This window comes from Ramlibacter sp., assembly GCF_035548915.1.
Lineage (GTDB): Bacteria > Pseudomonadota > Gammaproteobacteria > Burkholderiales > Burkholderiaceae_C > Ramlibacter.
The window spans coordinates 233,920-257,500 of sequence record NZ_DASZSE010000028.1 but is presented as its reverse complement, the minus strand read 5'-3'; the positions used below and the strand labels follow the sequence as shown (position 1 = coordinate 257,500).

The window sequence follows — 23,581 nt, the reverse complement described above, 5'->3', positions numbered from 1 at the left end:
ATGTGGTGGATGCCTTGGCGATTACAGGCGATGAAGGACGTGATAGCCTGCGATAAGCTTCGGGGAGCTGGCAAATAAGCTTTGATCCGGAGATTTCCGAATGGGGAAACCCACCGAAAGGTATCTTTGGCTGAATACATAGGCCAAAGAGGCGAACCGGGCGAACTGAAACATCTCAGTAGCTCGAGGAAAAGACATCAACCGAGATTCCGAAAGTAGTGGCGAGCGAAATCGGAAGAGCCTGCTAGTGATAGCGCAGAACTTAGCGGAACCACCTGGAAAGGTGGGCTACAGAGGGTGATAGCCCCGTACGCGAAAAGACCTGCGTGGTACTAAGCTAGCGAAAAGTAGGGCGGGACACGTGAAATCCTGTCTGAAGATGGGGGGACCATCCTCCAAGGCTAAATACTCGTAATCGACCGATAGTGAACTAGTACCGTGAGGGAAAGGCGAAAAGAACCCCGGGAGGGGAGTGAAATAGATCCTGAAACCGCATGCTTACAAAAAGTCGGAGCCCGCAAGGGTGACGGCGTACCTTTTGTATAATGGGTCAGCGACTTACATTCAGTGGCAAGGTTAACCGAATAGGGTAGCCGCAGGGAAACCGAGTCCGAACAGGGCGTCCAGTCGCTGGGTGTAGACCCGAAACCAGATGATCTATCCATGGCCAGGATGAAGGTGCCGTAACAGGTACTGGAGGTCCGAACCAACCAGTGTTGCAAAACTGGTGGATGAGCTGTGGATAGGGGTGAAAGGCTAAACAAATCTGGAAATAGCTGGTTCTCTCCGAAAACTATTTAGGTAGTGCCTCGCGTATTGCCTTCGGGGGTAGAGCACTGTTTTGGCTAGGGGGTCATGGCGACTTACCAAACCAAGGCAAACTCCGAATACCGAAGAGCAGAGCGCGGGAGACAGTGCACCGGGTGCTAACGTCCGGACACAAGAGGGAAACAACCCAGACCGCCAGCTAAGGTCCCTAAAATTGGCTAAGTGGGAAACGAAGTGGGAAGGCTAAAACAGTCAGGATGTTGGCTTAGAAGCAGCCATCATTTAAAGAAAGCGTAATAGCTCACTGATCGAGTCGTCCTGCGCGGAAGATGTAACGGGGCTAAGCCAGTTACCGAAGCTGCGGATCGGCACGCAAGTGCCGGTGGTAGGAGAGCGTTCCGTAAGCCTGTGAAGGTGGCTCGTAAGGGCTGCTGGAGGTATCGGAAGTGCGAATGCTGACATGAGTAGCGTTAAAGCGGGTGAAAAGCCCGCTCGCCGTAAGCGCAAGGTTTTCTACGCAACGTTCATCGGCGTAGAGTGAGTCGGCCCCTAAGGCGAGGCAGAGATGCGTAGCTGATGGGAAACAGGTCAATATTCCTGTACCGATTGCAAGTGCGATGTGGGGACGGAGAAGGTTAGCTCGGCCGGGTGTTGGATGTCCCGGTTCAAGCCTGTAGTCGTGCCTGGTAGGTAAATCCGCCGGGCTTAGATGAGGGGTGATAACGAGGCGGCTTGCCGCCGAAGCGAGTGATACCCTGCTTCCAGGAAAAGCCACTAAGCTCCAGCTTGCAACGACCGTACCGCAAACCGACACTGGTGCGCGAGATGAGTATTCTCAGGCGCTTGAGAGAACTCGGGAGAAGGAACTCGGCAAATTGACACCGTAACTTCGGAAGAAGGTGTGCCTTTAGTAGGTGAACCTGTACAAGGGGAGCCCAATGAGGTTGCAAAGAATCGGTGGCTGCGACTGTTTAATAAAAACACAGCACTCTGCAAACACGAAAGTGGACGTATAGGGTGTGACGCCTGCCCGGTGCTGGAAGATTAAGTGATGGGGTGCAAGCTCTTGATCGAAGTCCCAGTAAACGGCGGCCGTAACTATAACGGTCCTAAGGTAGCGAAATTCCTTGTCGGGTAAGTTCCGACCTGCACGAATGGCGTAACGATGGCCACACTGTCTCCTCCCGAGACTCAGCGAAGTTGAAATGTTTGTGATGATGCAATCTCCCCGCGGAAAGACGGAAAGACCCCATGAACCTTTACTGTAGCTTTGTATTGGACTTTGAACGGATCTGTGTAGGATAGGTGGGAGGCTTTGAAGCCGGGTCGCTAGATCTGGTGGAGCCAACGTTGAAATACCACCCTGGTGCGTTTGAGGTTCTAACCTAGGCCCGTAATCCGGGTCGGGGACAGTGCATGGTAGGCAGTTTGACTGGGGCGGTCTCCTCCCAAAGCGTAACGGAGGAGTTCGAAGGTACGCTAGTTACGGTCGGACATCGTGACGATAGTGCAATGGCATAAGCGTGCTTAACTGCGAGACCGACAAGTCGAGCAGATGCGAAAGCAGGACATAGTGATCCGGTGGTTCTGTATGGAAGGGCCATCGCTCAACGGATAAAAGGTACTCTGGGGATAACAGGCTGATACCGCCCAAGAGTTCATATCGACGGCGGTGTTTGGCACCTCGATGTCGGCTCATCTCATCCTGGGGCTGTAGCCGGTCCCAAGGGTATGGCTGTTCGCCATTTAAAGAGGTACGTGAGCTGGGTTTAAAACGTCGTGAGACAGTTTGGTCCCTATCTTCCGTGGGCGCTGCAGATTTGAGGAAGCCTGCTCCTAGTACGAGAGGACCGGAGTGGACGCACCTCTGGTGTACCTGTTGTCACGCCAGTGGCATTGCAGGGTAGCTAAGTGCGGAAGAGATAACCGCTGAAAGCATCTAAGCGGGAAACTCGTTTCAAGATGAGATCTGCCGGGGCCTTGAGCCCCCTGAAGAGTCGTTCTAGACCAGGACGTTGATAGGCTGGGTGTGGAAGCGCAGCAATGCGTTAAGCTAACCAGTACTAATTGCTCGTGCGGCTTGACCCTATAACTTTGATCAGATCGATCAGGGTGTTATGCCAGAGGTTGAACGCAATCAGAAGCTGATTCGAAGCTCTATGAATTGGTCGTCTTGCACGCAATGCAAGCCGGCGACAAGTTATGCCTGATGACCATAGCGAGGTGGTCCCACTCCTTCCCATCCCGAACAGGACAGTGAAACGCCTCTGCGCCGATGATAGTGCGGATTCCCGTGTGAAAGTAGGACATCGTCAGGCTATTACAGCGGCAAACGCCCGGTGAGAAATCACCGGGCGTTTTGCTTTTTGCGAGTCCGCGTTCCCGGTGTGGCTGCGTGACCTCGTGATGGACGTGGACAGCGAACCGCGATCAGCCGCTGCCTGCGCAGGAGCGAGCTGTGCCTGGGAGTTCACCGCCTGGAGGGCTGCGCACGGCACCGGGGCGCATGCCGGGGATGTAGTCCTTCGACACGAAGGTGCGGCAGCGTTCCATGAAGGCCTCGACCACGCGGCGGCGTTTCTGCTGCGCTGCCCAGGCGAGTCCGAGCATCATCGGCCGATGCTTTCCCGTGAGCGGTACCTCGACCAGCCTCTTGCCGTCGAGCGACAGGTTCGCGCGCGGCCGTGCGTTGAAGAGTGAATAGCCGAAGCCGTTGGCGACGAGCGAGCGCACGACGTCGCCGCTTGCCGAACGCGCGGCGATGCGGGGCATGAGGCCGGCACTCCTGAACAGCGAGACGAAGTACTCGCGACTGAGCGGCATGTCCAGCAGAATCATCGGCAGCTGCGACAGCTCATCGAGCGAAGTGGAAGGCTGCTGCGCGAGCGGATCTGTTTCACTGACGAGCGCATAGGGTGGCAGCGGAGCGAGCGGCTCGAACACGATATCCGGTTCCGCGCTCAGGTCGTACGTGATGGCGACGTCGATCTGCGCCATTCGCAGCCGATGCATGAGGCCTTCATGGTCGTCCTCCACGAGCGAGACTTCGACCGTCGGGTGCGCGCGCGCGAACGCCTGGCACAGCTCCGGAGTGACCATCGCCGCGAGCGTGCTGAAGCATCCCACCCGCAACGTGCCTCGCATGCCGCGCTGAGCCTGATCGGCGACCTCGTAGAGCGCCGATGCACTTTCCATCACGACACGCACCTGGCGGATGACTTCCTCGCCCACAGGTGTCAGCGACAGACCTTGCCCATGCAGCCGCACGAAGAGAGCCACCTGCAGCTCGGATTCGACCTGGGTAATGGCCGCCGAAATGGAAGAAGGCGACACGGAGATCGATTCGGCGGCAAGCGAGATGCTGCCGAACTCGCTGGCGGCGACGCAATATTCGAGCTGCCGGAACGTGAGGCGCGTAAGCACGGTTGCGATTCTGCAGGATTTCCGATGCAGGGCATCGGCAAATCCGAGCCACGCGCCGCGCATCCTCCTGTTCAATGAGGCGACAGTGACGCGTCGTCGTGACGGCGGTCCGCAGGAGATTGCATGAAAGATAGTACGATCGACACGTTGGTCGTCGGGGCTGGGCAGGCTGGCGTTGCCATGAGCGAGCACCTTACGCGCCAGGAGATTCCACATCTCGTCCTCGAAAGGTCCCGCATCGCGGAGCGGTGGCGCACCGGTCGCTGGGATTCGCTGGTGGCCAACGGCCCGGCGTGGCATGACCGGTTTCCTGGTCTGGAGTTCGAGGATCTCGACCCGGACGCATTCGCCTCGAAGGATCGGGTCGCGCGCTACTTCGAGGATTACGCGCGAAAGTTCGAGGCCCCGATCCGCACCGGCGTGGAGGTAACGTCCGTGCGCCGCATCCCGGGGGACCCGAGATTCGTCGCGCAGACTTCCGAAGGCGAGATCCGCGCGAACCGCGTCGTCGTCGCGACAGGGCCGTTTCAGCAACCGCTCGTACCGGCGATCGCGCCGAAGGATGACGGTCTCTACCAGATTCACTCGGCAGACTACAAGAATCCGCATCAGATGCCCGAAGGCGGGGTGCTGGTCGTGGGGGCGGGCTCCTCGGGCGTGCAGATCGCGGACGAACTGAACCGCGCGGGACGCAAGGTGTATCTCTCTGTCGGGCCGCATGACCGCCTGCCCCGAAGTTATCGCAATCGCGACTACTGCTGGTGGCTTGGCGTGCTGGGCGAGTGGGACAAGGACACGCCCGCCGAGGGCCGCGAGCACGTCACCATCGCGGTGAGCGGCGTGCGTGGGGGCGAAACGATCGACTTCCGTCGCCTGGGGCAGCAGGGCATCACGCTCGTTGGAATGACGGCGGGCGTGAGCGAGCGCATCGTGCGATTCGACGGCAATCTCGCCGGCGACATCGCGCGCGGCGACGAGAGCTACTTCGCAATGCTCGACGCCGCCGATGCCTACGCAAAGCGCAACGGAGTCGATCTCCCCGCCGATCCCGCGGCACGCGAATTGCCGCCGCTGCCGAAATGCGTCACGCAGCCGCTGCTCGAGCTCGACCTGCGCAAAGCAGGTATCCGCTCGATCATCTGGGCCACGGGGTACACCGCCGACTATCGCTGGCTGCCCGAGAATGCCCTCGACGCGAAAGGCAAGCCGCGTCACCAGCGGGGAATTTCGGCCGAGCCGGGCATCTACTTCCTCGGCCTCTCGTGGCTGTCGCGCCGCGGCTCGGCCTTCATCTGGGGCGTGTGGCACGACGCCAAGCACATCGCGGACCACATCGGCATCCAGCGCAAGTACCTCGCCTACCGAGATGCGTCTCAACGCCGGGGGGCCGCAGCCGCGTGAACGAGTCCACTTCCGGATCGACTCTATTCGACGGTGCGGACGCCTGACGCCGCAGCGCCGCACAAACCAGGAAGACAAAGAGGCCCCCATGCCGACCCACACGCGAATCCGGATGTTCAACACCCGGGACACCTATCCGAACCAGACGCTCGACAACGATCTGTGCCAGGCCGTGCGCGCGGGCAATACCGTGTACGTGCGCGGTCAGGTGGGCACGGACTTCGAGGGACATCTTGTGGGCCTGGGGGACCCGCGCGCGCAGGCGGAACAGGCGATGAAGAACGTGAAGCAACTGCTCGAGGAAGCAGGCAGCGAGCTGTCGCACATCGTGAAGACGACGACCTACCTCACCGATCCGCGCTACCGCGAACCCGTCTATCAGGAAGTCGGCAGATGGCTGAAAGGCGTGTTTCCGATTTCCACCGGCCTCGTCGTGTCGGCGCTCGGGCAGCCGCAGTGGCTGATGGAAATCGACGTGATCGCGGTGATCCCGGACGGCTGGAAGCCGGGGCGGGCATGAGGAGCGCAGCATGACCTTCTCGATCGTTGCACGCTGCAGCGAGACGCGGCAACTCGGGATCGCGATCAGCTCCTCGAGCATCGCGGTCGCGGCACGATGCCCGTGGGCACGGGCAGGCGTCGGCGCAGTGGCCACGCAGAACGTCACGCTCCCTTCGCTCGGTTTGCGCATTCTCGATCGGCTCGAAAACGAAAAGCTTCATCCGCGTGAGGCGCTGGAGATGGCGTGCAATGCGGACGCCTACCGTGACTACCGGCAGGTGACGGTCATCGATGCGCAAGGACGCACTGCGCTGTTCACGGGGCGTGAAGCCCTGGGTGTGCACGAAGCCATCGCGGGCGACCAATGCGTCGCCGCAGGCAACCTTTTGTCGAGTCCCGACGTGATCGCCGCGATGGTGCGGTCGTTCGAAACGTCCACCGGCCTCCTCGGCGACCGGCTGGTGGCTGCGATGCGTGCCGCGGTCGAGGCCGGTGGCGAAGCCGGACCCGTGCGGTCGGCGGGAATGAAGATCGTCGATGCGGTCGAATGGCCCATCGCCGACCTGCGTGTGGATTGGATCGAGACAGACCCGATCGACCATCTCGCCGGGCTCTGGACCGCCTACAAGCCGCAGATGCGAGACTATCTGACGCGTGCACTGAATCCCACGGCGGCGCCGAGCTATGGAGTTCCCGGTGACGAGTGAATCCGCGAGCGTCGGCCTGCTGGAACAGCTCGTTGGGTTTCCGACGGTGAGCCGCGATTCGAACCTTGCATTGATTTCATTCGTCGCGGACTACCTGCGCGGTTTCGGCATCGCATCCGAACTGTTCCACAACAAGGAACGTACGAAGGCAAATCTCTTCGCCACCATCGGCCCTGGTGACCGCGGAGGCATCGTGCTTTCGGGCCACACCGATGTCGTGCCGGTCGACGGACAGAACTGGTCCGTCGATCCCTTCCGCCTCACTCGCAGGGACGGCCGCCTCTACGGACGCGGCACGGCGGACATGAAGGGCTTCATCGCGTCGGTACTGGCCACTGTGCCGGCACTCGCGCGCGAAGACCTCGCCGTGCCGGTCCACCTGGCGTTCTCGTACGACGAAGAGATCGGCTGCGTCGGCGTGGGCTCGCTGCTCGAGGAGCTGCAGACTCGCGCCAACAAGCCGCGGCTGTGCCTGATCGGCGAGCCTTCCGAGCTGCGGCCGATCCTCGGGCACAAGGGAAAGATTGCGGCGCGCTGCCGCGTGCGCGGCTTCGCCTGCCACTCGGCGCATTCACCTTCCGGCGTGAACGCCATCGAATACGCGGCCCGCCTGATCGCGCAGCTCGGCCGGATCGGCGAGCGGCTCGCGCAGCCCGGCCTTCGGGACACTCGCTTCGATCCACCGTTCTCGACGGTGCAGACCGGCCTCATCAAGGGCGGCACCGCGCTGAATATCGTGCCGGCCGAATGCGAATTCGACTTCGAGGTTCGCGCGGTTCCCGGGTTCGACCCGGAGCGGGTTGTCGCGGAATTGCGCGACCATGCGGCCACGGAAGTCGAACCCCGAATGCGCGCGGTGCAGGCGGATACTGGTGTGTCGGTGGACGTCGTCGCCAGCTACCCCGCGCTCGCCACGGATGCGCACAGCGAAGCGGCGCGGCTCCTTGCCGACTGGAGCGGGTCGGCCGAATTCGGCACGGTGGCCTTCGGCTCCGAAGGAGGCCTGTACGACCGCGCGGGCATTCCCGCGGTCGTCTGCGGACCCGGCAGCATGGACCAGGGACACAAGCCGGACGAGTTCATCACTGTCGACCAGCTCGCGCGATGCGACGCCATGCTCGCGCGCCTTGCGCGATACCTGCGACATGCGTGAGGCCACCACCTTCACCGGCATCCACCGATTTTTCACAGGAGAACCACCTTGAAACGCATTGCCACCTTCATCATCGTCGCAGCCGCTTCGTTCGCGGCCGCCGCAGCGCAAGGCGACCTGCTGCAGCGGGTCAAGCAGGAAGGAACCTTGCGCGTGTGCGATGCCGCGTATCCGCCCTACAACGCCAAGGACCCGATCAAGAATCAGTGGGAGGGTCTCGACGTGGATGTCGCAGAAGAGATCGCGAAGGCGCTGAACGTGAAGCTGGCGCACGTCGACACGAGCTTCGCGACGCTCATCGCCAATCTCACCAGCGATCGCTGCGACATGTCGATCGCGGCCACTTACATCACCCCCGAGCGCGCCAAGCAGGTGGCGTTCACGCGTCCGTACTCCCAGGAGACGAAGACCGCGTTCGTGCCGGTGACGTCGAAGGCTTCGAAGTACGCCGACATCGATGTGGCGGGCAAGACGATCGCGGTCCGCGCGGGCACGGCGGAGGAAACGTACGCCAAGTCCTTCTTCAAGAACGCGACGATCAAGACACTCACGTCCGACGCGACGCAGCCGAACTTCCTCGACGTGGCTGCGGGCCGCTCCGACGCCGTGTTCGCGGGCTACGTCGGAGGTGTCCTCTTCTTGCGCCAGAATCCCAATCTGAAGCTGCGCCCCATCGGCGACAAATTGCTCGATCCCACGCCGTTTGCATTCATGGTGCCCCTCGGTCAGCCACAGTTGCTGAAGGCCGTGGACGATGTGCTGTCGGACATGGAACGCTCCGGCAAGCTCGAAGCGATGAAGAAGAAGTGGCTCGGGGTCTCCACGACGGGCGATAAGTGACGCAGAGCCGTCCGAGCGTTCACGATAGCGGCGGGACCGAAGCAAAGCCTCGCCGCCGCGGCCTTTTCGCGAGGATCGCCTGGCGCGACGCGATGTCGCTCGTGCTGGGCCTGGGCGTGGTCGCCGCGATCCTCGCCACGGTGAACTGGAGCTTCGTCGGCACGCTCGACGCCTCGGTGATCGTCAAGTACTCCGGCCCGCTGCTCGAAGGCGCAGGCAAGACCCTCGTGATCACAGCAGTGTCGCTCGTCGCGGGATTCGTCCTCGGCGGCTGTCTCGCCATCCTCTACCAGCTCGCACCCCGGCTCGTTCGAGCCGCGATCTGGGCCTACGTGGAGGTGTTTCGCAACCTGCCTCTCATCGTGCTGCTCTTCTGGACGCACTTCGGGCTGCCGATGCTGACGGGCTATTCGACATCGGCCCTGCAAAGCGGGCTGCTCGCCCTCACGCTGCAGTCGAGCGCGTATCTCACGGACATCACTCGAGCAGGCATCCAGGCGGTGCCCAGGGGCCAGTTCGAGGCCGCGAGAGCGCTCGGTCTGCCCGTGGCTTCACGCTGGTTCGATGTGATCCTGCCGCAGGCGCTTCGGATCATGATTCCGCCTTTTTCGAACGTCGCGCTGAGTTTCCTGAGCGGCAGTTCGCTGCTCACCGTGCTGCAGGTCGGCGAGCTGATGACGATGGCAACGCGCATCAGCGACTACACCTTCAAGCCGATCGAGGTCATGACGACGGCGGCGGCCGTGTACTTCGTCATGAATTTCGTGGTGGGAAAACTCGCGAAGTGGCTCGAGGTTTCCACCCGCACCCCGGCCTAGCGGCATGAGTTTCGACATCGGCATCATCGTTCGCAGCATTCCGGTGCTCGCCCAGGGCGCGGCATCGACACTCGTTCTCGTCGCGACCGCGCTCGTCGCCGGCACGGGCCTGGGCGTGCTCGCATGCATCGGGCGCCTGCTTGAACGCGGACTCTTCTACTGGATCTGCTCCGCCTACATCTACGTGATGCGGGGCATCCCTGAAATGCTGGTGATGTTCTGGGTGTACTACTGCGCTCCGCTCGTGCTGGATGCACGCCTCACACCCTTCACTTCCGCCGCGACCGCCATGTCGCTCTACGCCGGCGCATTCCTCGCCGAGATCTTCCGGGCGGGCATCAACGCCGTGCCGCGCGGCCAAGTCGAGGCCGCGCGCGCGCTCGGCATCCCGGAGCCGAACGTGTGGCTGGAGATCATCGTGCCGCAGGCCTTCCGCGTCACGATCCCGGCGATCCTCGGGCTCGTCACGCTCGTCGTGAAGGTCTCGGGCCTCGCATCGATCATCGGCGTTGGAGAACTCGTGTACCAGGCGACGATCGCGAGCGGCCAGTCCTATCGCTATTTCGAGCTGTTCACCGGGGTCGGCATCTTCTACCTGATCATGATCTTTCCAGTGAGTTATCTTGCACAAATGTACGAGCGCATTCTGGTGCGGAGGTCGCAGTGAGCCGTGAGCGTGGATCGCCGGCCGGGGGGCGGGACGAATTCATCATCTCCTGCTCGAACCTGCACAAGAGCTTCGCTGGGTTCCAGGCGCTGAAGGATGTGACTTTCAGGGTCCGCCGGGGCGAAATCGTCTGCATCGTGGGGCCTTCCGGTGGCGGCAAGTCGACCCTCCTGCGCACCATCAATGCGCTGGAGGAGGTGGATTCGGGCGACATCTGCGTGGACGGGATCAACATTCCCGGTCCGCACCGCGACGTTCAGCGCGTGAGGCAGGAAGTCGGGATGGTGTTCCAGAGCTTCAACCTGTTTCCGCATCTCACGGTGGCGAAGAACGTGGCGCTCGCGCCGATGCGGGCTCGCGGCGTCGCGAAGGAAGAAGCCTACCGTCGTGCCGATCGGCTCCTGGAGCGCGTCGGCGTGAAGGATCAACGCGACAAATATCCGGACCAGCTGTCGGGCGGTCAGCGGCAGCGCGTCGCGATCGCGCGCGCGCTCGCGATGGAACCTCGCGCACTGCTTTTCGATGAGCCGACCTCCGCGCTCGATCCGGAAATGGTGAACGAAGTGCTGCTCGTCATCAGGGAAGTCGTGGAGTCGGGCATGACGTCGGTGATCGTCACGCACGAATTGAACTTCGCGCGGGAAGTGGCCGACCGGATCGTCTTCATGGTCTCCGGCACCATCGTCTTCGAGGCGGCGCCGGATGAATTCTTCAGCAGCAAGGCCGATCCGCGGCTCGCGTCGTTTCTCTCGAAAGTGCTCTGAAGCGCGCCCTGGCGTCGAGGTGACGCGCTTGTTCTTGCAACGGCCCACGGGCCACCAGAATCCGAGGTAGTGATGAAGCAAAACCCCTTTACGTTGCGCGCCTTCCTGAATGAACTCGAGCAACGCGACCCGTCGCAGCTCCTGCGCGTGCGCCGGCCCGTGGAGCTGGACTACGACAGCACCGCGGTCGTGATGGGTCTCGAGGCAAGGGGCCGCTCGCCCGTCGTCTGGTTCGACAAGGTCGGCTCCTCGCCTTTCCCGGTGGTCACGAACGTCTTCGGTTCGAGATCGCGGTATGCGCAGGCGCTTGGAGTGCAAGAAGACCAGCTCACCGAAACCTGGGCCGCGCGCAACGACGGCATGCTGGAGCCGGTCCTGCGCGACACGGGGCCGATCCATGATGTCGTCCTCACCGGTGACGAAGTCGATCTCGGCGTGCTTCCGATCATGACGCACTTCACCGAAGATGCCGGCCGCTACATCACGAATGCGATCGTGGTGGCGAACGATCCCGATACGGGTGTGCGCAACGCGAGCTTCCACCGCATGCAGGTGAAGGGTCGCGACCTGCTGGGCACGAGCCTGCACAGCCGCCGCCATCTCTGGAACTATGCGCAGCGGGCCGAGGAGCGCGGCGAGGACCTGCCGATTGCCATCGTGATCGGTGCGCATCCGCTCTTCACCTTCGGCGGGCTGTGGAAGGGGCCCATCGGTGGCGACGAGTATTCGGTGGTCGGCGGCCTGATGGGCGAGCCTCTGGAAATCGTGCGCGCGAGGACGGTCCCGATCGACGTGCCGGCGCACGCGGAGTTCGTGCTGGAAGGCCGCCTCCTCGCGGGCCGGCGCGAGCCCGAGGGTCCGTTCGCCGAATTCACCGGCTATGCCTCGGAGCGTTCGACGCAGAACGTCGTGCAGATCACAGCCATCACGCACCGCAGGGATGCGATCTACCAGGACATCGTCCCCGGCATTTCCGACGAACACACGAGCCTGCTTGCGGTGCCCGCCGAAGCGCGCCTGCTGAAGACGCTGCGCCAGCAGTTTCCGAACGCGACGGCGGTGGCCTATCCGAAATCGGGGACTTGCCGCTTCCATGCGTACATCGCGCTGCGCCGCGCGGCCGCGGGGCAGGCGCGCAATGCCGCGGCGGTCGCTCTCGGCGACGACCTCAGCCTGAAGCTCGTGGTGGTCGTGGACGACGACGTCGACGTGCGCAACGACAGCGACGTGCTCTGGGCGATGGCGACGCGCATGCAGGCGAGCGACGACATCGACGTGATCCGCAATGCGATGGGTGCGATCCTCGATCCGTCCAACAATGCCGGCCTCACATCGAAGATGATGGTGGATGCGACGCGGCCCGCGGGTGGCTTTCCGCGCAGGCATACCATTCCTGAGGAAGCGAACCGGCGAATCCAGGACCTGCTGAAGTGATGTCTCGAACATGAACGCCCCGGCATCTCATCCCGAGCGCGGCGATTCCGCGCGCGGCGCCGGCGTGCGCCCTCGAATCATCGTGGGCATCACGGGCGCTTCGGGGGCGATCTACGGCATCGCCTTGCTGAAGGCCCTGCGCGAGCTCGACATCGAGTCCCACCTGATCATTTCGCAGGCCGCGTCGCTCACGATCCATCACGAGACGGACTTCAGCGTGCAGGACGTGAAAGCGCTTGCGGACAAGGTGTACGCCATCGGCGACATCGCGGCGAGCTGCTCCAGCGGCTCGTTCGCGACGCTGGGCATGATCATCGCGCCGTGTTCGATGAAGACGCTGGCCGAAATTGCGACGGGTGTCACCTCGAACCTGATCAGCCGCTCGGCCGACGTGGTGCTGAAGGAGCGCCGGCGTCTCGTGCTGCTCGCGCGCGAAAGCCCGCTTACTGAAATCCACATCGGGAACATGCTCACCGTCACGCGCGCCGGCGCGATCGTGGCGCCGCCGGTGCCCGCGTTCTACAACCGGCCCGCGTCGATCCACGACATCGTCGTGCATACGGTGGGCCGGACGCTGGATCTTTTCGGCCTCTCGCCCGATTGGGTGAAGCGCTGGGGCTGAAGGAGGGTGCGATGTCGCAGGGGCCGCGAACGTCGCTGTGGGACTTTGCGGTGTGGCTTTACTCGCAGCCGGGTGTCGCCGCCACCAGTCTCGACCTGCAGGAGAGGCATCGCGTCGACGTCAACCTGCTGATGTTCGCGGCATGGGTGGGGGGCGCCCTCGGTGCGCGCCTGACTGCGGCGGATGTGGTCCGGGCGCAGGAAGTGTCGGCAATCTGGCAGCAGCAGTGGGTCGTGCCGATTCGCGCCTTGCGGCGGCAATTGAAGGCCGCTCCAACGAAGTCCGCCGACCCAGGCTTTGCGGACATTCTCGAATCGATGAAGGCTTTGGAGCTTCAGGCAGAAAGGCTGGAGATCGAGCAGCTGCAGAGCGTGGCCGCACAGATCATGCGCCAGGGGAGCGATCCGGCCGGCGCCAGTCCGGTGACGGACAACTTGCTCGCCATCATGCGTGCGCAGGCGGTGCCGGACGCCGCGGCCACGGCTGCGGCGGAGGTGATTCGCCAGGCCGGAGGAAGCTCAGGATGAAGCCTGGGCCCCCGAGAACACGTTGTCGCAGTTCGCGCGACCCGGCTGCTTGGCGGGAAGCCTCGCGCAGGTTCGAGCCAGCTGGTCCCTGAGCTTTGCGACCGCCTTCGCGCGGGCCGGATCCTTCCCTTCCCAGGCCGTCAACTTCCTGGCCATCCGCTGCAGCGTACGTTCGTTGCGCTCGAAGAACGTCTCGTTCTTCGGCTCGAGCGCCGAAATCACAGAACCCGCTGCCGCCGAAACGCGATTCACATCGCCCGGCGTGAGCTCGATGATGTTCCCGACGTATCCGGAACCCCATTGCAGCCGCGTTGCCGGCCCTTCCGATTTCTTCCACGCCTGCTCGTACCACTGGAGCGCGCCTTGGGCATCGCCGCGCTTCTTGGCGTTGCCGGCCAGCACGAGCATGTGATAGTAGGGTGCGACCGCGCGGGGCAATTCAGCCTTCAGCAGCTTGTCCGATTCGTCGATCAGCCCCGCCGCAGTCAGCACGTGCGCGGCCGACGGAATCACGGCCTGGCGCTCGTAACGGTCCGTGGCCTGCGCGACGATTCGCGCCACGTCGCGCAGCACCTCGTTGCGATGCGCGACGCTCAGCGTATCCCCCTCCTCGAACTTCCACAGCGCGATGCGGCTGTCGAGCGCATCGATGCGAACGGCCGCGGAGACGGACTGCGCCGCGAGCAGGCGGTCCATCGCCGATTCCCAGCGGTGAGCGAGCGCCGCGCGTTCCTTGCCTTCGGGAGCGAGGTACTTCACCATGCTTTCGGCGTAATAGAAGACGAGGTCGGACAGCTCCTCGGAACCCGGTCCGGCCGCAAGGACCCGATCGACCGCGCGCCGGTCCGCTTCGAGTGCCGCGGCATCCGGCTTCTTGTCGTCGGCGTCCGAGCGCGCATTCGCGGCCTTGAACGCGAGGCGGTCGCGCACCAGGGGCAGGTCCGACGGGACGGCAGCCGCGAGTTCCGACAGACGCTTCGGCAGGTCGGCCGTCCTGACGAGCTGCTGCTCGTCCGTCTCCCACGAATAGAAGGCTAGCAAGCGCCACTGCTGCGCGGTGAGGGGCTGTTTGCGAAGTGCGCGTTCCACGAGGTCCTTCACGGGCGCCTGCGCGTCGAGCGCCGAGGTCAACGTCAGGAGATAGCGTTGCGGGTCCACCTCGCCGGGCAAGCGCGTGATTTCGGAACCGTCGGGCCGGAACAGGACCATCGTCGGATAGCCGGAAACCTTGAATCGCGCCGCGACCTTCTGCGCGCCCGGCTTGTCGCCGTCGACATAGACTGGAACGAAAGCGCGAGAGCGTTCGATGAAGTCCGGCCGGTTGAAGAGCGTCGCCTTCACCTGATTGCACGGAGGGCACCACACAGCCCCCCAGTACAGGAATACCGGCTTGCCGTCCTGCTTCGCCAGGGCGAAAGCCTTGTCGACCTCCGCATCGGAGGAGGCCACTTGCCACGCAATCGCTCCCTTGGCGGGCGATGCGCTCGCGTGAGCGACCGGTGCAAGTGCGGCTGCGAGCGCGAGCACGAGCGGCGCGATCCGCTGGGCCAGCCGTGAGCGACAGTCACTTCGCATACGAGCACTCCTTGTCATGCGTTCAACACGTAGTCACCGGCTTGCGCCGCGGCGCCCGAGCGCACGAGCCCATCCAGAAGGCTGCCGAGCCATTCAACCATGGGGCGCTGGGCAAAGTATCGCTCCTGAACGCGCTGGAAATAGGGCGTCGCGCATGCCCATCCGATGAATTCGGCGCGAGCCACCCGCTGCCATTCCAGGAGCTTGAACTTCAGCAGGACCTTGGCGGCATGCGCCGCGTGCTTGCGCGGATCGCTCACGTACGCGGCCAGCCGCGAACGGGCCGAATCGATGGCTTCGCGGACGTCCGTGAATACCGCGCCGTGCCCGGGCACGACCACCGCGGGCGCGAGCGATTCGATGACGTCCAGCGTACCGGCGACATCGCCGAACGCGTCCTCGCCCTGCAATTCCTGGAAGATCACGCCGAAGCCGTTGCGCCACAACGCGTCGGCGGAAAGCAGGCAGCGCGATCGGGGCTCGAAGAGCATCACCGAATCGGGATCGTGCCCGGGGGCGGCATGGACCTGCCAATCCCGGCCGCCCAGCATCACGGACGTTGCGGGTTGGAGCAGGCCATCGAATCGAAAGCGCGGGCAGGACTGACCGGTCGGGCGGTAGCTCAGCGCTTCCTCGTCCCACGTGCGCACCGCCTGTGCCTCGCCGGGTGGTATCCGCGTTTCGAGATCAGGATAGCGCGCCTGCAAAGCCGCATTCCCGCCGCAATGGTCGCTGTGCAGGTGCGTGTTGAGCAGCAGATCGAGCGGGCGGCCGTCCAGTGCGTGGGAGACCAGCTCCAGGGTCTGCTGCGCATGAGTGCAGTAGCCGCTGTCGACGAGCACCGTGCATGTGGGATCGATGAACAGGATGTTGTTCGCGGAAAGCCACCCTCGCTCGAAGACCTGCATTCCGGTCGGAAGCACCTGCATCGACGCCTACTTCCCCGCGCGCAACTCGCGCCGCAGGATCTTGCCGACGTTCGTCTTCGGCAGTTCGTCGCGAAACTCGATGTACTTGGGCACCTTGTAGCCGGTGAGGTTCTGCCGGCAGAACTTCCACAGGTCGTCCTCGGTGAGAGTGGGCTCCTTCTTCACGACGAACAGCTTGATGGCTTCGCCCTGCATGTCGTCCGGCACGCCGATGGCCGCGCACTCCACCACGCCGGGGCACAGCGAGACCACGTTTTCCAGCTCGTTCGGGAACACGTTGAAGCCGCTCACGAGGATCATGTCCTTCTTGCGGTCGACGATGCGGATGTAGCCGCGCTCGTCCATGCGCCCGATGTCTCCCGTGCGCAGGAACCCGTCGGCCGTGAACGCTTTGCTGTTTTCCTCCGGCTGGTTGTAGTAGCCCGGCATCACGTTCGGTCCCTTGATGCAGATTTCGCCATCGCTGCCGGTCGGCAGCGTCGCTCCCTGGTCGTCCTTGATCGCGATGTCGACGCTCGACAGCGGCAGACCGATCGTGCCCGAGAACGACTTGCTCATGATCGGGTTGTCGGTGCCGATGGCGCACGTTTCACTCATGCCCCAGCCTTCCACCATCGGGCACCCCGTGGCCTTCTGCCATGCGCGGGCGGTCCCCTCCGAAGCCGCCATGCCACCCGCCTGCGAAACGCACAGCTGCGAGAAGTCGATGGAGCGGAACTGGGGATGCATCAGAAGTGCATTGAAGAGCGTGTTCACGGCCGGCAGCACGTGAAACGGTCGCTTCTTCAACACCTCGACGAATTGCCCGATGTCCCGCGGATTCGGGATCATCGTGAGTCGCGCGCCCCAGCGAATCGCGAGCAGGCACAGCCCGAGCGCGAAGATGTGATAAAGCGGCAGGGCGGCAACGGTGTTGATTCTGCTCACGTCGCCCACGCGCCCAAGCGCGGGCTTGAACCACGCCTCGGCCTGCAGGATGGCCGCGACGATGTTGCGATGAGTGAGCACCGCGCCCTTGGAAAGCCCCGTCGTTCCTCCGGTGTACTGCAGGAACGCGATCGAGTCGAGCGTCTGCGGCACGGCCCTCATGGGCATGCTCGCGCCTTGCGCGATCACGGTCCGGAACGGCGTGGCGGTGCGTCCATCGGAAAGAGGCAACTTGTAGGGCGGCACCATCTTCGCGATGTGCCGCACGGCAAACGTGATCCAGGTGCCGTAGGCAAATCCGAGGAGGTCGCCCATCGAAGCGATCACGACATGCTTCACCCGAGTCCGGTCGATCACTTCTGAGAGCGTGTGCGCGAAGTTCTCCAGGATCACGATCGCGGTCGCCCCGGAATCCTCGAGCTGGTGTTCGAGCTCGCGCGCGGTGTAGAGCGGATTGACGTTGACGCAGGTGTAGCCGGCGCGGATCACCCCGGCAAGCGTCACCACGAACTGCGGAATGTTGGGAAGCATGAGCGCGACGCGCGCGCCCGGCTCGAGCCCACGCGACTGCAGCCAGGCGCCGAGCGACTGCGAAAGCTGGTCCAGCTCGCGATAGCTCGTCCAACGCTCCATGCAGACCGAAAACGGGCGCGCCGCATTCAAGCGGAACGACTCCTCGAAAAGCTGCGTGAGCGATCCGTATTGTTCCGGGTGAATTTCGTGCGGCACGCCTTCGGGATAGCTGGCGAGCCAGGGCCTGTCATGCATTGCTTGCTCCTTCGAGCCTCGCATTGTCGGGCTCCCGCCTCGGGGCTATCAGGGGGCTTGTCCTAACGCGAGCGCCAGCTCGGCCTCGCATGCGACCAGGTCGGCGTCGAAAAGCATCGCGATCAGCTTCGTTTCGCGCTCGCGAACGATCGACAGGAACGTCTCGGCGCCGCCCGGGCGCTGCGCCATGGACGAGAAGGTGTCGAAGCCGGTCTCCAGGAAGCGCTGCAGCGAGCCCATGCCCGCGGCGGCCGCCGGCCCACGCATCATCTTGAGCATGAGGCGCAGGCCGGGCAGGCGCGTAAGCCGTGCCATCTCGTTGCCGATGCCGAGTACCACCTGCAGCTGGGCCTCGCGGTCCGCGCGGCGTCCCACCCTTCGCCACGCGGCCACGTAGCGTTGCGCGGGCGGCATCGCAGCAAAGTCGGCGCCCACCCACGCCTGGCCCATGCGAAAGTCGAGGTCCTCGGTGAGCGCGTGCAACCGGGCGAGCGCGACCGCGGTATCCGTCACGTCGGCGGGGAAGAATTTCTCCATGGCCCCCGCTATGCGCGCGAACTGCGCGTCGCGCTCGGTGTAGTCGGCGTCGCCATAGAGCTCCTCGAGGAAAAAGCGCGTCGGCGCCGCGAAAGGTCCGCCCGCGAGCAGATCCCGGTAAGTGCCCGCAAAGCGCGAGCCCTGAGTGCGCTTGACTGCTTTCACGCCGTCGTGCAGCGCCGCATCGGCACTGCACGACTTGCGCAGCAGCGACACGTCGGCCACGGCCTGGCGGATCTTCTGGGCGGCTTCCATGGATGAGTGCCAAGTCTATCCAGTGTGCGGCACCCCCTGAGCGCGCATTCCGTGCTCGGGAGATACTCGCCCGATGCCGCCCACCTCCCGCCTCGCGCGCCTGCAGCAAGCGCTGGTTGCCGCCCTGGCGGCCGCTGCGCTCGCCTGGTTCGTCACGCACTGGCGCGCGTCGCCCGTGAACGCCGTGGCGGGCGTCCTCGTCATCGCATTCGCCCATGCGTGGGTGCTCGCCTGGGAGGGCATCCTGGTCTGGTTCGTGAGCCGCGGCGATACGGCGCCTCGTCCGTCGCCCGCGGAGCTGGCGGCCGCCTGGTGGGCCGAGGTGTGGTGCGCGCCACGGGTTTTCTACTGGCGCCAACCGTTTCGCTGGCGCGCGGTGCCGGACGATCTCGGTTCCCACACGCGAGGCAAGCGCGGCATCGTTTTCATCCATGGCTTCGTCTGCAACCGCGGGCTGTGGACACCGTGGCTCGAGCGAGTGCGCAAGCGAGGGCACGCCTATGTCGCGGTGAATCTCGAACCGGTCTTCGGCTCGATCGACGACTACGCCGAGATCATCGAAAGCGCGGTGCGAGACGTGGCAAGCGCCACCGGCATGCCGCCGGTGCTCGTGTGCCACAGCATGGGCGGCCTCGCGGCCCGCGCATGGCTTCGCAAGGCTGCCGATGCGTCGCGGGCACACCGCGTCATCACCATCGCGAGCCCTCACGCCGGCACTTGGCTCGCCCGCTTCAGCCACGTCATCAATGGCAGCCAGATGCGGCGTGGCGGCTCGTGGCTGCTGCAACTTGCCGCCGACGAAGCCGGTCGGCCGCGGCCGCCCTTCACATGCTGGTACACGCATTGCGACAACATCGTGCTTCCCGCATCCACCGCCACGCTTGCCGGCGCGGACAACCGGCTCGTGCTCGGTGCGGCCCATGTGGACCTCGCATTCCATCCGCGTGTCATGGACGAAACGCTGCTGCTCGCGCTGGGGATGTGAATCCGTCACAGGAACCGGGCCGAAAAGTCACCGCCGCCGCAAGGGCCGCCGACCTATGCTTTGCGCAACAGAGAGGTTGGGGGAACGAAATGGAAGTGGGGATGCTTCATGAGGGGGTGTCGGGCGCTGGCGCCGCGCCGGGGACGGAGGGCCTCGGCGCGGGCCTCGCGCAGCTGATGGACGAATGGGCGCACGGCGTGGTCGTCGTGAACCTGGAGGGCCGGATGTTGTACGCCAACCAGGCGGCGTGCAATGAATTCGCCCGCCGGCAAGTGGGCGAGCAAGGAGCGCGCGTGCTGCAGACCCTGCATGGCGACGACGCACGGTCCTTGCAGGAAGCGCTCGCGAAAGCCGGGGACGGCAAGCGCAGCCTGGTCGCGCTGGCGCTTGGCACCGGGCCCGTGCTTTCCGCTGCCGTGCTGCCGCTCAAGACCGATTCCGGCGTGCATTCCGGTGTGCATTCGAGTGTGCGTCGGGCCGCGCTCGTCTTCGCGCGTGCGAGCGTGTGCGAATCGCTGATGCTTTGCTTCTTTGCGCGCAGTCACGGGCTGACCCACACCGAGGAGCTTGTGCTGGGCATCCTGTGCCAGGGCTTTTCCGCCCCCGAAATCGCCGAGCAGCTGCAGGTGGCGGTGTCGACCGTGCGCAGTCACGTGCGAAGCCTCTGCGCGAAGACGCGCTCCAGCGGCGTGCGCGAGCTGGTGAAGCGCGTCGCCTTGCTGCCCCCGGTCGTGCCGGCCTTGCGGCAGGAAGCGGTTCACTAAAGCGGGGTCATGCTAGAGTCATCGGCGTCGAAGGGGGACGCCAATGACCGCCATGCCTGCTGCCGCATCGCTGGATGCGCAGATTGCCTCGCTCACGCCGTCACTCAGGGCACTGGCCCTGCGCGGCATGATGCGCAATTTCAAGAAGAACACGATCATCATCCATGAAGGCGACGTCGGCGATACGCTTTTCATCGTCCTGAAAGGCTCGGTCAAGGCGTTTTCCACCGACCAGAGCGGCCGCGAGATCACCTACGGCACGATCGGCGAAGGCGACTACTTCGGCGAGATGTCGCTCGACGGCGGGCCTCGCTCGGCTTCGGTGATGACACTCGAGCCGACCACCTGCGCGCTCATCACGCGCGCCGCCGTGCGCGACCATGTGGCCGAAGAACCGGAATTCGCGCTCGAGCTGATGGCGCAGGTGATCCGGCGCGCGCGCCTTGCTACCGAAACGGCGCGCAACATCGCCCTGCTGGATGTCTACGGCCGCGTGATCGCGACGCTCGAAGGCGAGCACGGCACCGGCAAGCCCGAGGCGCCCATCCTCATCGCGCCGATCACGCACCAGAGCCTCGCGAGCCGCGTGGGCGCCTCGCGCGAAATGGTGAGCCGCCTGCTGAAGGACCTCGAGCGGGGCGGCTATGTGGAACTGGGCGTGAAGCGGATCACGCTGAAGAAGAAGCTGCCCGCGCGCTGGTGAACGGGGCCATCAGGGCTTCGTTGCCTCGAGCACGCCCCGGCGCATCTGGTCGAGCTCCATCGTCTCGAACAGCGCCTTGAAGTTGCCTTCGCCGAAACCCTGATTGCCCTTGCGCTGGATGAATTCGAAGAAGATCGGCCCGAGCTGGTTTTCGGAGAAGATCTGCAAGAGCAAGTCGCCCGGCCTGCCGTCCACGAGGATGTTGCGCTGCTTGAGCGCCTCGACGTCTTCCGCCAGGCCCGGGATGCGCGCGGGCAGCAGTTCGTAATAGGTGTCGCTCGTCTGGAGCAGGCGCACGCCATTCAGCTGCAGGGCATCGACCGAGGCGTGGAGATTGTCCGAGCCGAGCGCGATGTGCTGGATGCCCTCGCCGTGGTACATGTCCAGATATTCCTGTATCTGCCCGGCCTTCTCGTTGCCCTCCTCGTTGATCGGAATGCGAATCTTGCCGCAGGGGCTCGTCATGGCCTTGCTCTTCACGCCGGTGGCCTGCCCCTCGATGTCGAAGTAGCGGACCTCGCGGAAGTTGAAGAGGCGCTCGTAGAAGTCGGCCCACTCCTTCATTCGCCCCCGATGCACGTTGTGCGTGAGATGGTCGATGTAGGTGAGGCCGATGCCGGCGGGATCGAGTTGCGCCTGTGCGAGGGGCTCGAAGTCGACGTCATAGAAGCCGATGTTGCCGATGTCGCCTTCCCGCGCGCCGTTCTTTCCGCGCCAGCGGTCCACGAGGTAGATCAGCGAGTCGCCGATGCCCTTGATCGCCGGGATGTTCAGCTCGCCCGGTCCGGCCCGGTCCGCGTAACCCCAGGCGCCGAGCGAGATGGCGCGCTCGTACGCCGCCTTCGCGTCGCGCACGCGGAACGCGATGGCACAGATGCTCGGGCCGTGCAGGCGGGCGAAGCGCTGCGCGAAGGAGTCGGGTTCGGCGTTGACGATGAAGTTGATACCGCCTTGACGATAAAGGATCACGTTCTTGTGGCGGTGCCGCGCGATCGCCGTGAAGCCCATGCGCTCGAAGAGTTCGCCCATCGCCTGCGGATCGGGCGCGGCATATTCGATGAACTCGAAACCGTCGGTGCCCATGGGGTTCTCCCAGGCGGTGACGGCGGCGGCGGAGGTGGTGGGCAGGCTCGCGTTCATGGAGCCACACTCTAGTCCGGTGGGCGATCACTTTTCCGCCGAAATCGGGCAGGCAGCGGCCTCGGCATGCAGTAAATTTGCGCCATGTCCGGGATTGCTGCAATCGACAAGCTCGACCGTGCGATCCTTCGCAGCCTTCAGGTCAATGGCCGCGAAACGTACGAAGTGATCGGCGCCGCGGTCGGGCTTTCGCCCAGCGCCGTGCTGAGGCGCGTGAAGCGCCTCGAAGAAGTCGGCGTCATCGACCGCTACGTCGCGCTCGTGAAGCCCGCGGCAGTGGGACTCGGTCTCACCGCATACATCAACGTGCGCCTGGAAAAGCAGACGGAAGCCCACAAGCGCAACCCGATGGACCTGTTCCGCGCGTCCGTGCAAACCTGGCCCGAAGTCGTGGAATGCGCGGCGCTCACCGGCGAGATGGACTTCCTCCTGCGCGTTCTGGTGGAAGACATGGCGCACTACAGCCGCTTCATCATGGAGACGCTGCTGAAGCATCCGAGCGTGCAGGACTGCAAGACGAGCTTCGTGCTGGATCGCGTGAAAACCACGACGGCCGTTCCGGTTTAGCTGTTTCGGTTTAATTTCGGTAGGTAGAACTACCTTCTCGCGGCGTGACGAGCTACCGGAATGCGGGAAAACCCTTAAATTGCCTCCATGGCCGATTCCAAAGACAGCAAGGCCGAGGCGCCGGCGATCGTCCCGATCCGCTCCCTGGGCCCGGGCCACCGCGAACGACTCGCCACGCACCTGATCGCGCTCGATGCCGACGACCGCTACCTGCGCTTCGGCTATCCCGCGAGCGACGAGCAGATCCGCGGCTACGTGGACCAGCTCGACTTCGATCGGGACGACATCTTCGGCATCTACAACCGCAAGCTCGAACTGATCGCGTGGGCGCACCTGGCCTATCTGCGGGATGCGAACTCGCCTTCCTGCGCCGAGTTCGGCGTGTCCGTGCTCGCCAAGGCGCGCGGCCGGGGCTACGGCTCGCGCCTGTTCGACCGCGCGATCGTCCACGCGCGCAACGAAGGCGTGGAGATGCTCTTCATCCACGCGCTCTCGCAAAACGTGGCGATGATCCGGATCGCGCGCAAAGCGGGGGCCACGCTCGAGCGCGCCGGCGCGGAGACGGAGATGTACCTGCGCCTGCCGCCGGCTACGCTCGACAGCCGCATGAGCGAAATCGTGGACGAACAGCTCGCCCAGACGGACTACCGCATGAAACTGCAGGCGAAGGCGTTCCTTGCGTTCCTCGCCACGCTGCAGGAGGTCCGGCAAGGGGTGCGCGAGGCCCGCCACAAGTCGGGGGCGTGAAACCGCGGACCGCTGTCATGCAAACGGGGTATCCTATCGATTCCTCAACTGCCGCCTTC

Annotated in this window: 22 protein-coding genes and 2 rRNA genes (1 of these 24 cut by a window edge); 18 read left to right on the top strand and 6 right to left on the bottom strand. The window is 64.1% G+C overall.

Annotation, left to right across the window (positions count from 1 at the left end):
• Both VHA82_RS09910 and rrf read left to right on the top strand, forming a co-directional pair.
• A 23S ribosomal RNA gene (locus tag VHA82_RS09910) occupies positions 1–2,856 on the top strand (it extends 18 nt beyond the left edge of the window).
• Positions 2,857–2,973: 117 nt separating this feature from the next.
• Positions 2,974–3,086: ribosomal RNA gene (gene rrf, locus VHA82_RS09905) — 5S ribosomal RNA — on the top strand.
• A 112-nt stretch (positions 3,087–3,198) separates the two neighbouring features.
• Here the strand turns inward: rrf and VHA82_RS09900 are convergent.
• Positions 3,199–4,191, bottom strand: a complete 993-nt coding sequence (locus tag VHA82_RS09900) for a LysR family transcriptional regulator (RefSeq protein WP_325543019.1) — start codon at positions 4,189–4,191, stop codon at positions 3,199–3,201.
• 123 nt (positions 4,192–4,314) lie between these two features.
• On the opposite strand from VHA82_RS09900, the gene VHA82_RS09895 reads away from it, so the two are divergent.
• The 11 genes from VHA82_RS09895 to VHA82_RS09845 all read left to right on the top strand — a co-directional run bounded on the left by VHA82_RS09895 (position 4,315) and on the right by VHA82_RS09845 (position 13,625).
• Positions 4,315–5,592, top strand: a complete 1,278-nt coding sequence (locus VHA82_RS09895) for an NAD(P)/FAD-dependent oxidoreductase (RefSeq protein ID WP_325543017.1) — start codon at positions 4,315–4,317, stop codon at positions 5,590–5,592.
• A gap of 88 nt (positions 5,593–5,680) precedes the next feature.
• Positions 5,681–6,112, top strand: coding sequence for a RidA family protein (locus VHA82_RS09890; RefSeq protein WP_325543015.1), 432 nt, complete (start codon positions 5,681–5,683; stop codon positions 6,110–6,112).
• Between the two features lie 10 nt (positions 6,113–6,122).
• Positions 6,123–6,800: a DUF1028 domain-containing protein gene (locus VHA82_RS09885; protein WP_325543013.1), complete on the top strand. Its 678-nt coding sequence runs from the start codon at positions 6,123–6,125 to the stop codon at positions 6,798–6,800.
• Positions 6,778–7,953, top strand: coding sequence for an acetylornithine deacetylase (argE, locus tag VHA82_RS09880; RefSeq protein ID WP_414708638.1), 1,176 nt, complete (start codon positions 6,778–6,780; stop codon positions 7,951–7,953). The genes VHA82_RS09885 and argE overlap by 23 nt, the downstream gene beginning before the upstream one ends.
• A gap of 48 nt (positions 7,954–8,001) precedes the next feature.
• A complete protein-coding gene (locus VHA82_RS09875) occupies positions 8,002–8,793 on the top strand; it encodes an ABC transporter substrate-binding protein (protein ID WP_325543008.1) in 792 nt (263 codons plus the stop codon).
• Between the two features lie 92 nt (positions 8,794–8,885).
• Positions 8,886–9,611, top strand: coding sequence for an amino acid ABC transporter permease (locus VHA82_RS09870; RefSeq protein WP_325543006.1), 726 nt, complete (start codon positions 8,886–8,888; stop codon positions 9,609–9,611).
• Between the two features lie 4 nt (positions 9,612–9,615).
• Positions 9,616–10,278, top strand: coding sequence for an amino acid ABC transporter permease (locus tag VHA82_RS09865; RefSeq protein ID WP_325543004.1), 663 nt, complete (start codon positions 9,616–9,618; stop codon positions 10,276–10,278).
• Positions 10,275–11,042 carry an amino acid ABC transporter ATP-binding protein gene (locus tag VHA82_RS09860; protein ID WP_349255987.1) on the top strand — a complete coding sequence of 256 codons (768 nt, stop codon included), beginning with the start codon at positions 10,275–10,277 and terminating at the stop codon, positions 11,040–11,042. The genes VHA82_RS09865 and VHA82_RS09860 overlap by 4 nt, the downstream gene beginning before the upstream one ends.
• 72 nt (positions 11,043–11,114) lie before the next feature.
• A complete protein-coding gene (locus VHA82_RS09855; protein ID WP_325543002.1) occupies positions 11,115–12,476 on the top strand; it encodes a UbiD family decarboxylase in 1,362 nt (453 codons plus the stop codon).
• A gap of 10 nt (positions 12,477–12,486) precedes the next feature.
• The gene (locus VHA82_RS09850; RefSeq protein ID WP_325543000.1) at positions 12,487–13,098 is read left to right on the top strand and encodes a UbiX family flavin prenyltransferase; all 612 of its coding nucleotides are present in this window, start codon (positions 12,487–12,489) and stop codon (positions 13,096–13,098) included.
• Positions 13,077–13,625: a TIGR02444 family protein gene (locus VHA82_RS09845; RefSeq protein WP_325542998.1), complete on the top strand. Its 549-nt coding sequence runs from the start codon at positions 13,077–13,079 to the stop codon at positions 13,623–13,625. Before VHA82_RS09850 ends, VHA82_RS09845 begins: the two co-directional genes overlap by 22 nt.
• On the opposite strand, the gene VHA82_RS09840 is transcribed toward VHA82_RS09845, so the two are convergent.
• From VHA82_RS09840 to VHA82_RS09825, 4 genes are read right to left on the bottom strand one after another with little or no spacing between them, the layout of a single operon-like run.
• Positions 13,617–15,200 (bottom strand): thioredoxin family protein, encoded by a 1,584-nt coding sequence (locus VHA82_RS09840; RefSeq protein ID WP_325542996.1) that lies wholly within the window; start codon positions 15,198–15,200, stop codon positions 13,617–13,619. The two genes, VHA82_RS09845 and VHA82_RS09840, sit on opposite strands and share 9 nt — an antisense overlap.
• Positions 15,201–15,214: 14 nt before the next feature.
• On the bottom strand, positions 15,215–16,129 hold the full coding sequence (locus tag VHA82_RS09835; RefSeq protein ID WP_325542994.1) for an MBL fold metallo-hydrolase: 915 nt from the start codon (positions 16,127–16,129) through the stop codon (positions 15,215–15,217).
• Positions 16,130–16,135: 6 nt separating this feature from the next.
• Entirely contained in the window at positions 16,136–17,824 is a 1,689-nt protein-coding gene (locus tag VHA82_RS09830; protein ID WP_325542992.1) for an AMP-binding protein, read from the bottom strand.
• Between the two features lie 48 nt (positions 17,825–17,872).
• A complete protein-coding gene (locus tag VHA82_RS09825; RefSeq protein ID WP_325542990.1) occupies positions 17,873–18,616 on the bottom strand; it encodes an FFLEELY motif protein in 744 nt (247 codons plus the stop codon).
• A 73-nt stretch (positions 18,617–18,689) separates the two neighbouring features.
• On the opposite strand from VHA82_RS09825, the gene VHA82_RS09820 reads away from it, so the two are divergent.
• The 3 genes from VHA82_RS09820 to VHA82_RS09810 all read left to right on the top strand — a co-directional run bounded on the left by VHA82_RS09820 (position 18,690) and on the right by VHA82_RS09810 (position 21,068).
• Positions 18,690–19,601 (top strand): esterase/lipase family protein, encoded by a 912-nt coding sequence (locus VHA82_RS09820; RefSeq protein WP_325542988.1) that lies wholly within the window; start codon positions 18,690–18,692, stop codon positions 19,599–19,601.
• Positions 19,602–19,702: 101 nt separating this feature from the next.
• Positions 19,703–20,365 carry a LuxR C-terminal-related transcriptional regulator gene (locus VHA82_RS09815; RefSeq protein ID WP_325542986.1) on the top strand — a complete coding sequence of 221 codons (663 nt, stop codon included), beginning with the start codon at positions 19,703–19,705 and terminating at the stop codon, positions 20,363–20,365.
• A gap of 43 nt (positions 20,366–20,408) precedes the next feature.
• Entirely contained in the window at positions 20,409–21,068 is a 660-nt protein-coding gene (locus VHA82_RS09810) for a Crp/Fnr family transcriptional regulator (RefSeq protein ID WP_325542984.1), read from the top strand.
• Between the two features lie 9 nt (positions 21,069–21,077).
• Here VHA82_RS09810 and hppD read toward each other — a convergent pair whose 3' ends face one another.
• Positions 21,078–22,208: a 4-hydroxyphenylpyruvate dioxygenase gene (gene hppD, locus VHA82_RS09805; RefSeq protein WP_325542982.1), complete on the bottom strand. Its 1,131-nt coding sequence runs from the start codon at positions 22,206–22,208 to the stop codon at positions 21,078–21,080.
• An 84-nt stretch (positions 22,209–22,292) separates the two neighbouring features.
• Between hppD and VHA82_RS09800 the strand changes: the two genes are divergently transcribed.
• Both VHA82_RS09800 and VHA82_RS09795 read left to right on the top strand, forming a co-directional pair.
• Positions 22,293–22,775, top strand: coding sequence for an Lrp/AsnC family transcriptional regulator (locus VHA82_RS09800; RefSeq protein WP_325542980.1), 483 nt, complete (start codon positions 22,293–22,295; stop codon positions 22,773–22,775).
• A gap of 87 nt (positions 22,776–22,862) precedes the next feature.
• Entirely contained in the window at positions 22,863–23,522 is a 660-nt protein-coding gene (locus VHA82_RS09795; RefSeq protein WP_325542978.1) for a GNAT family N-acetyltransferase, read from the top strand.
• Positions 23,523–23,581 lie beyond the last annotated feature (59 nt).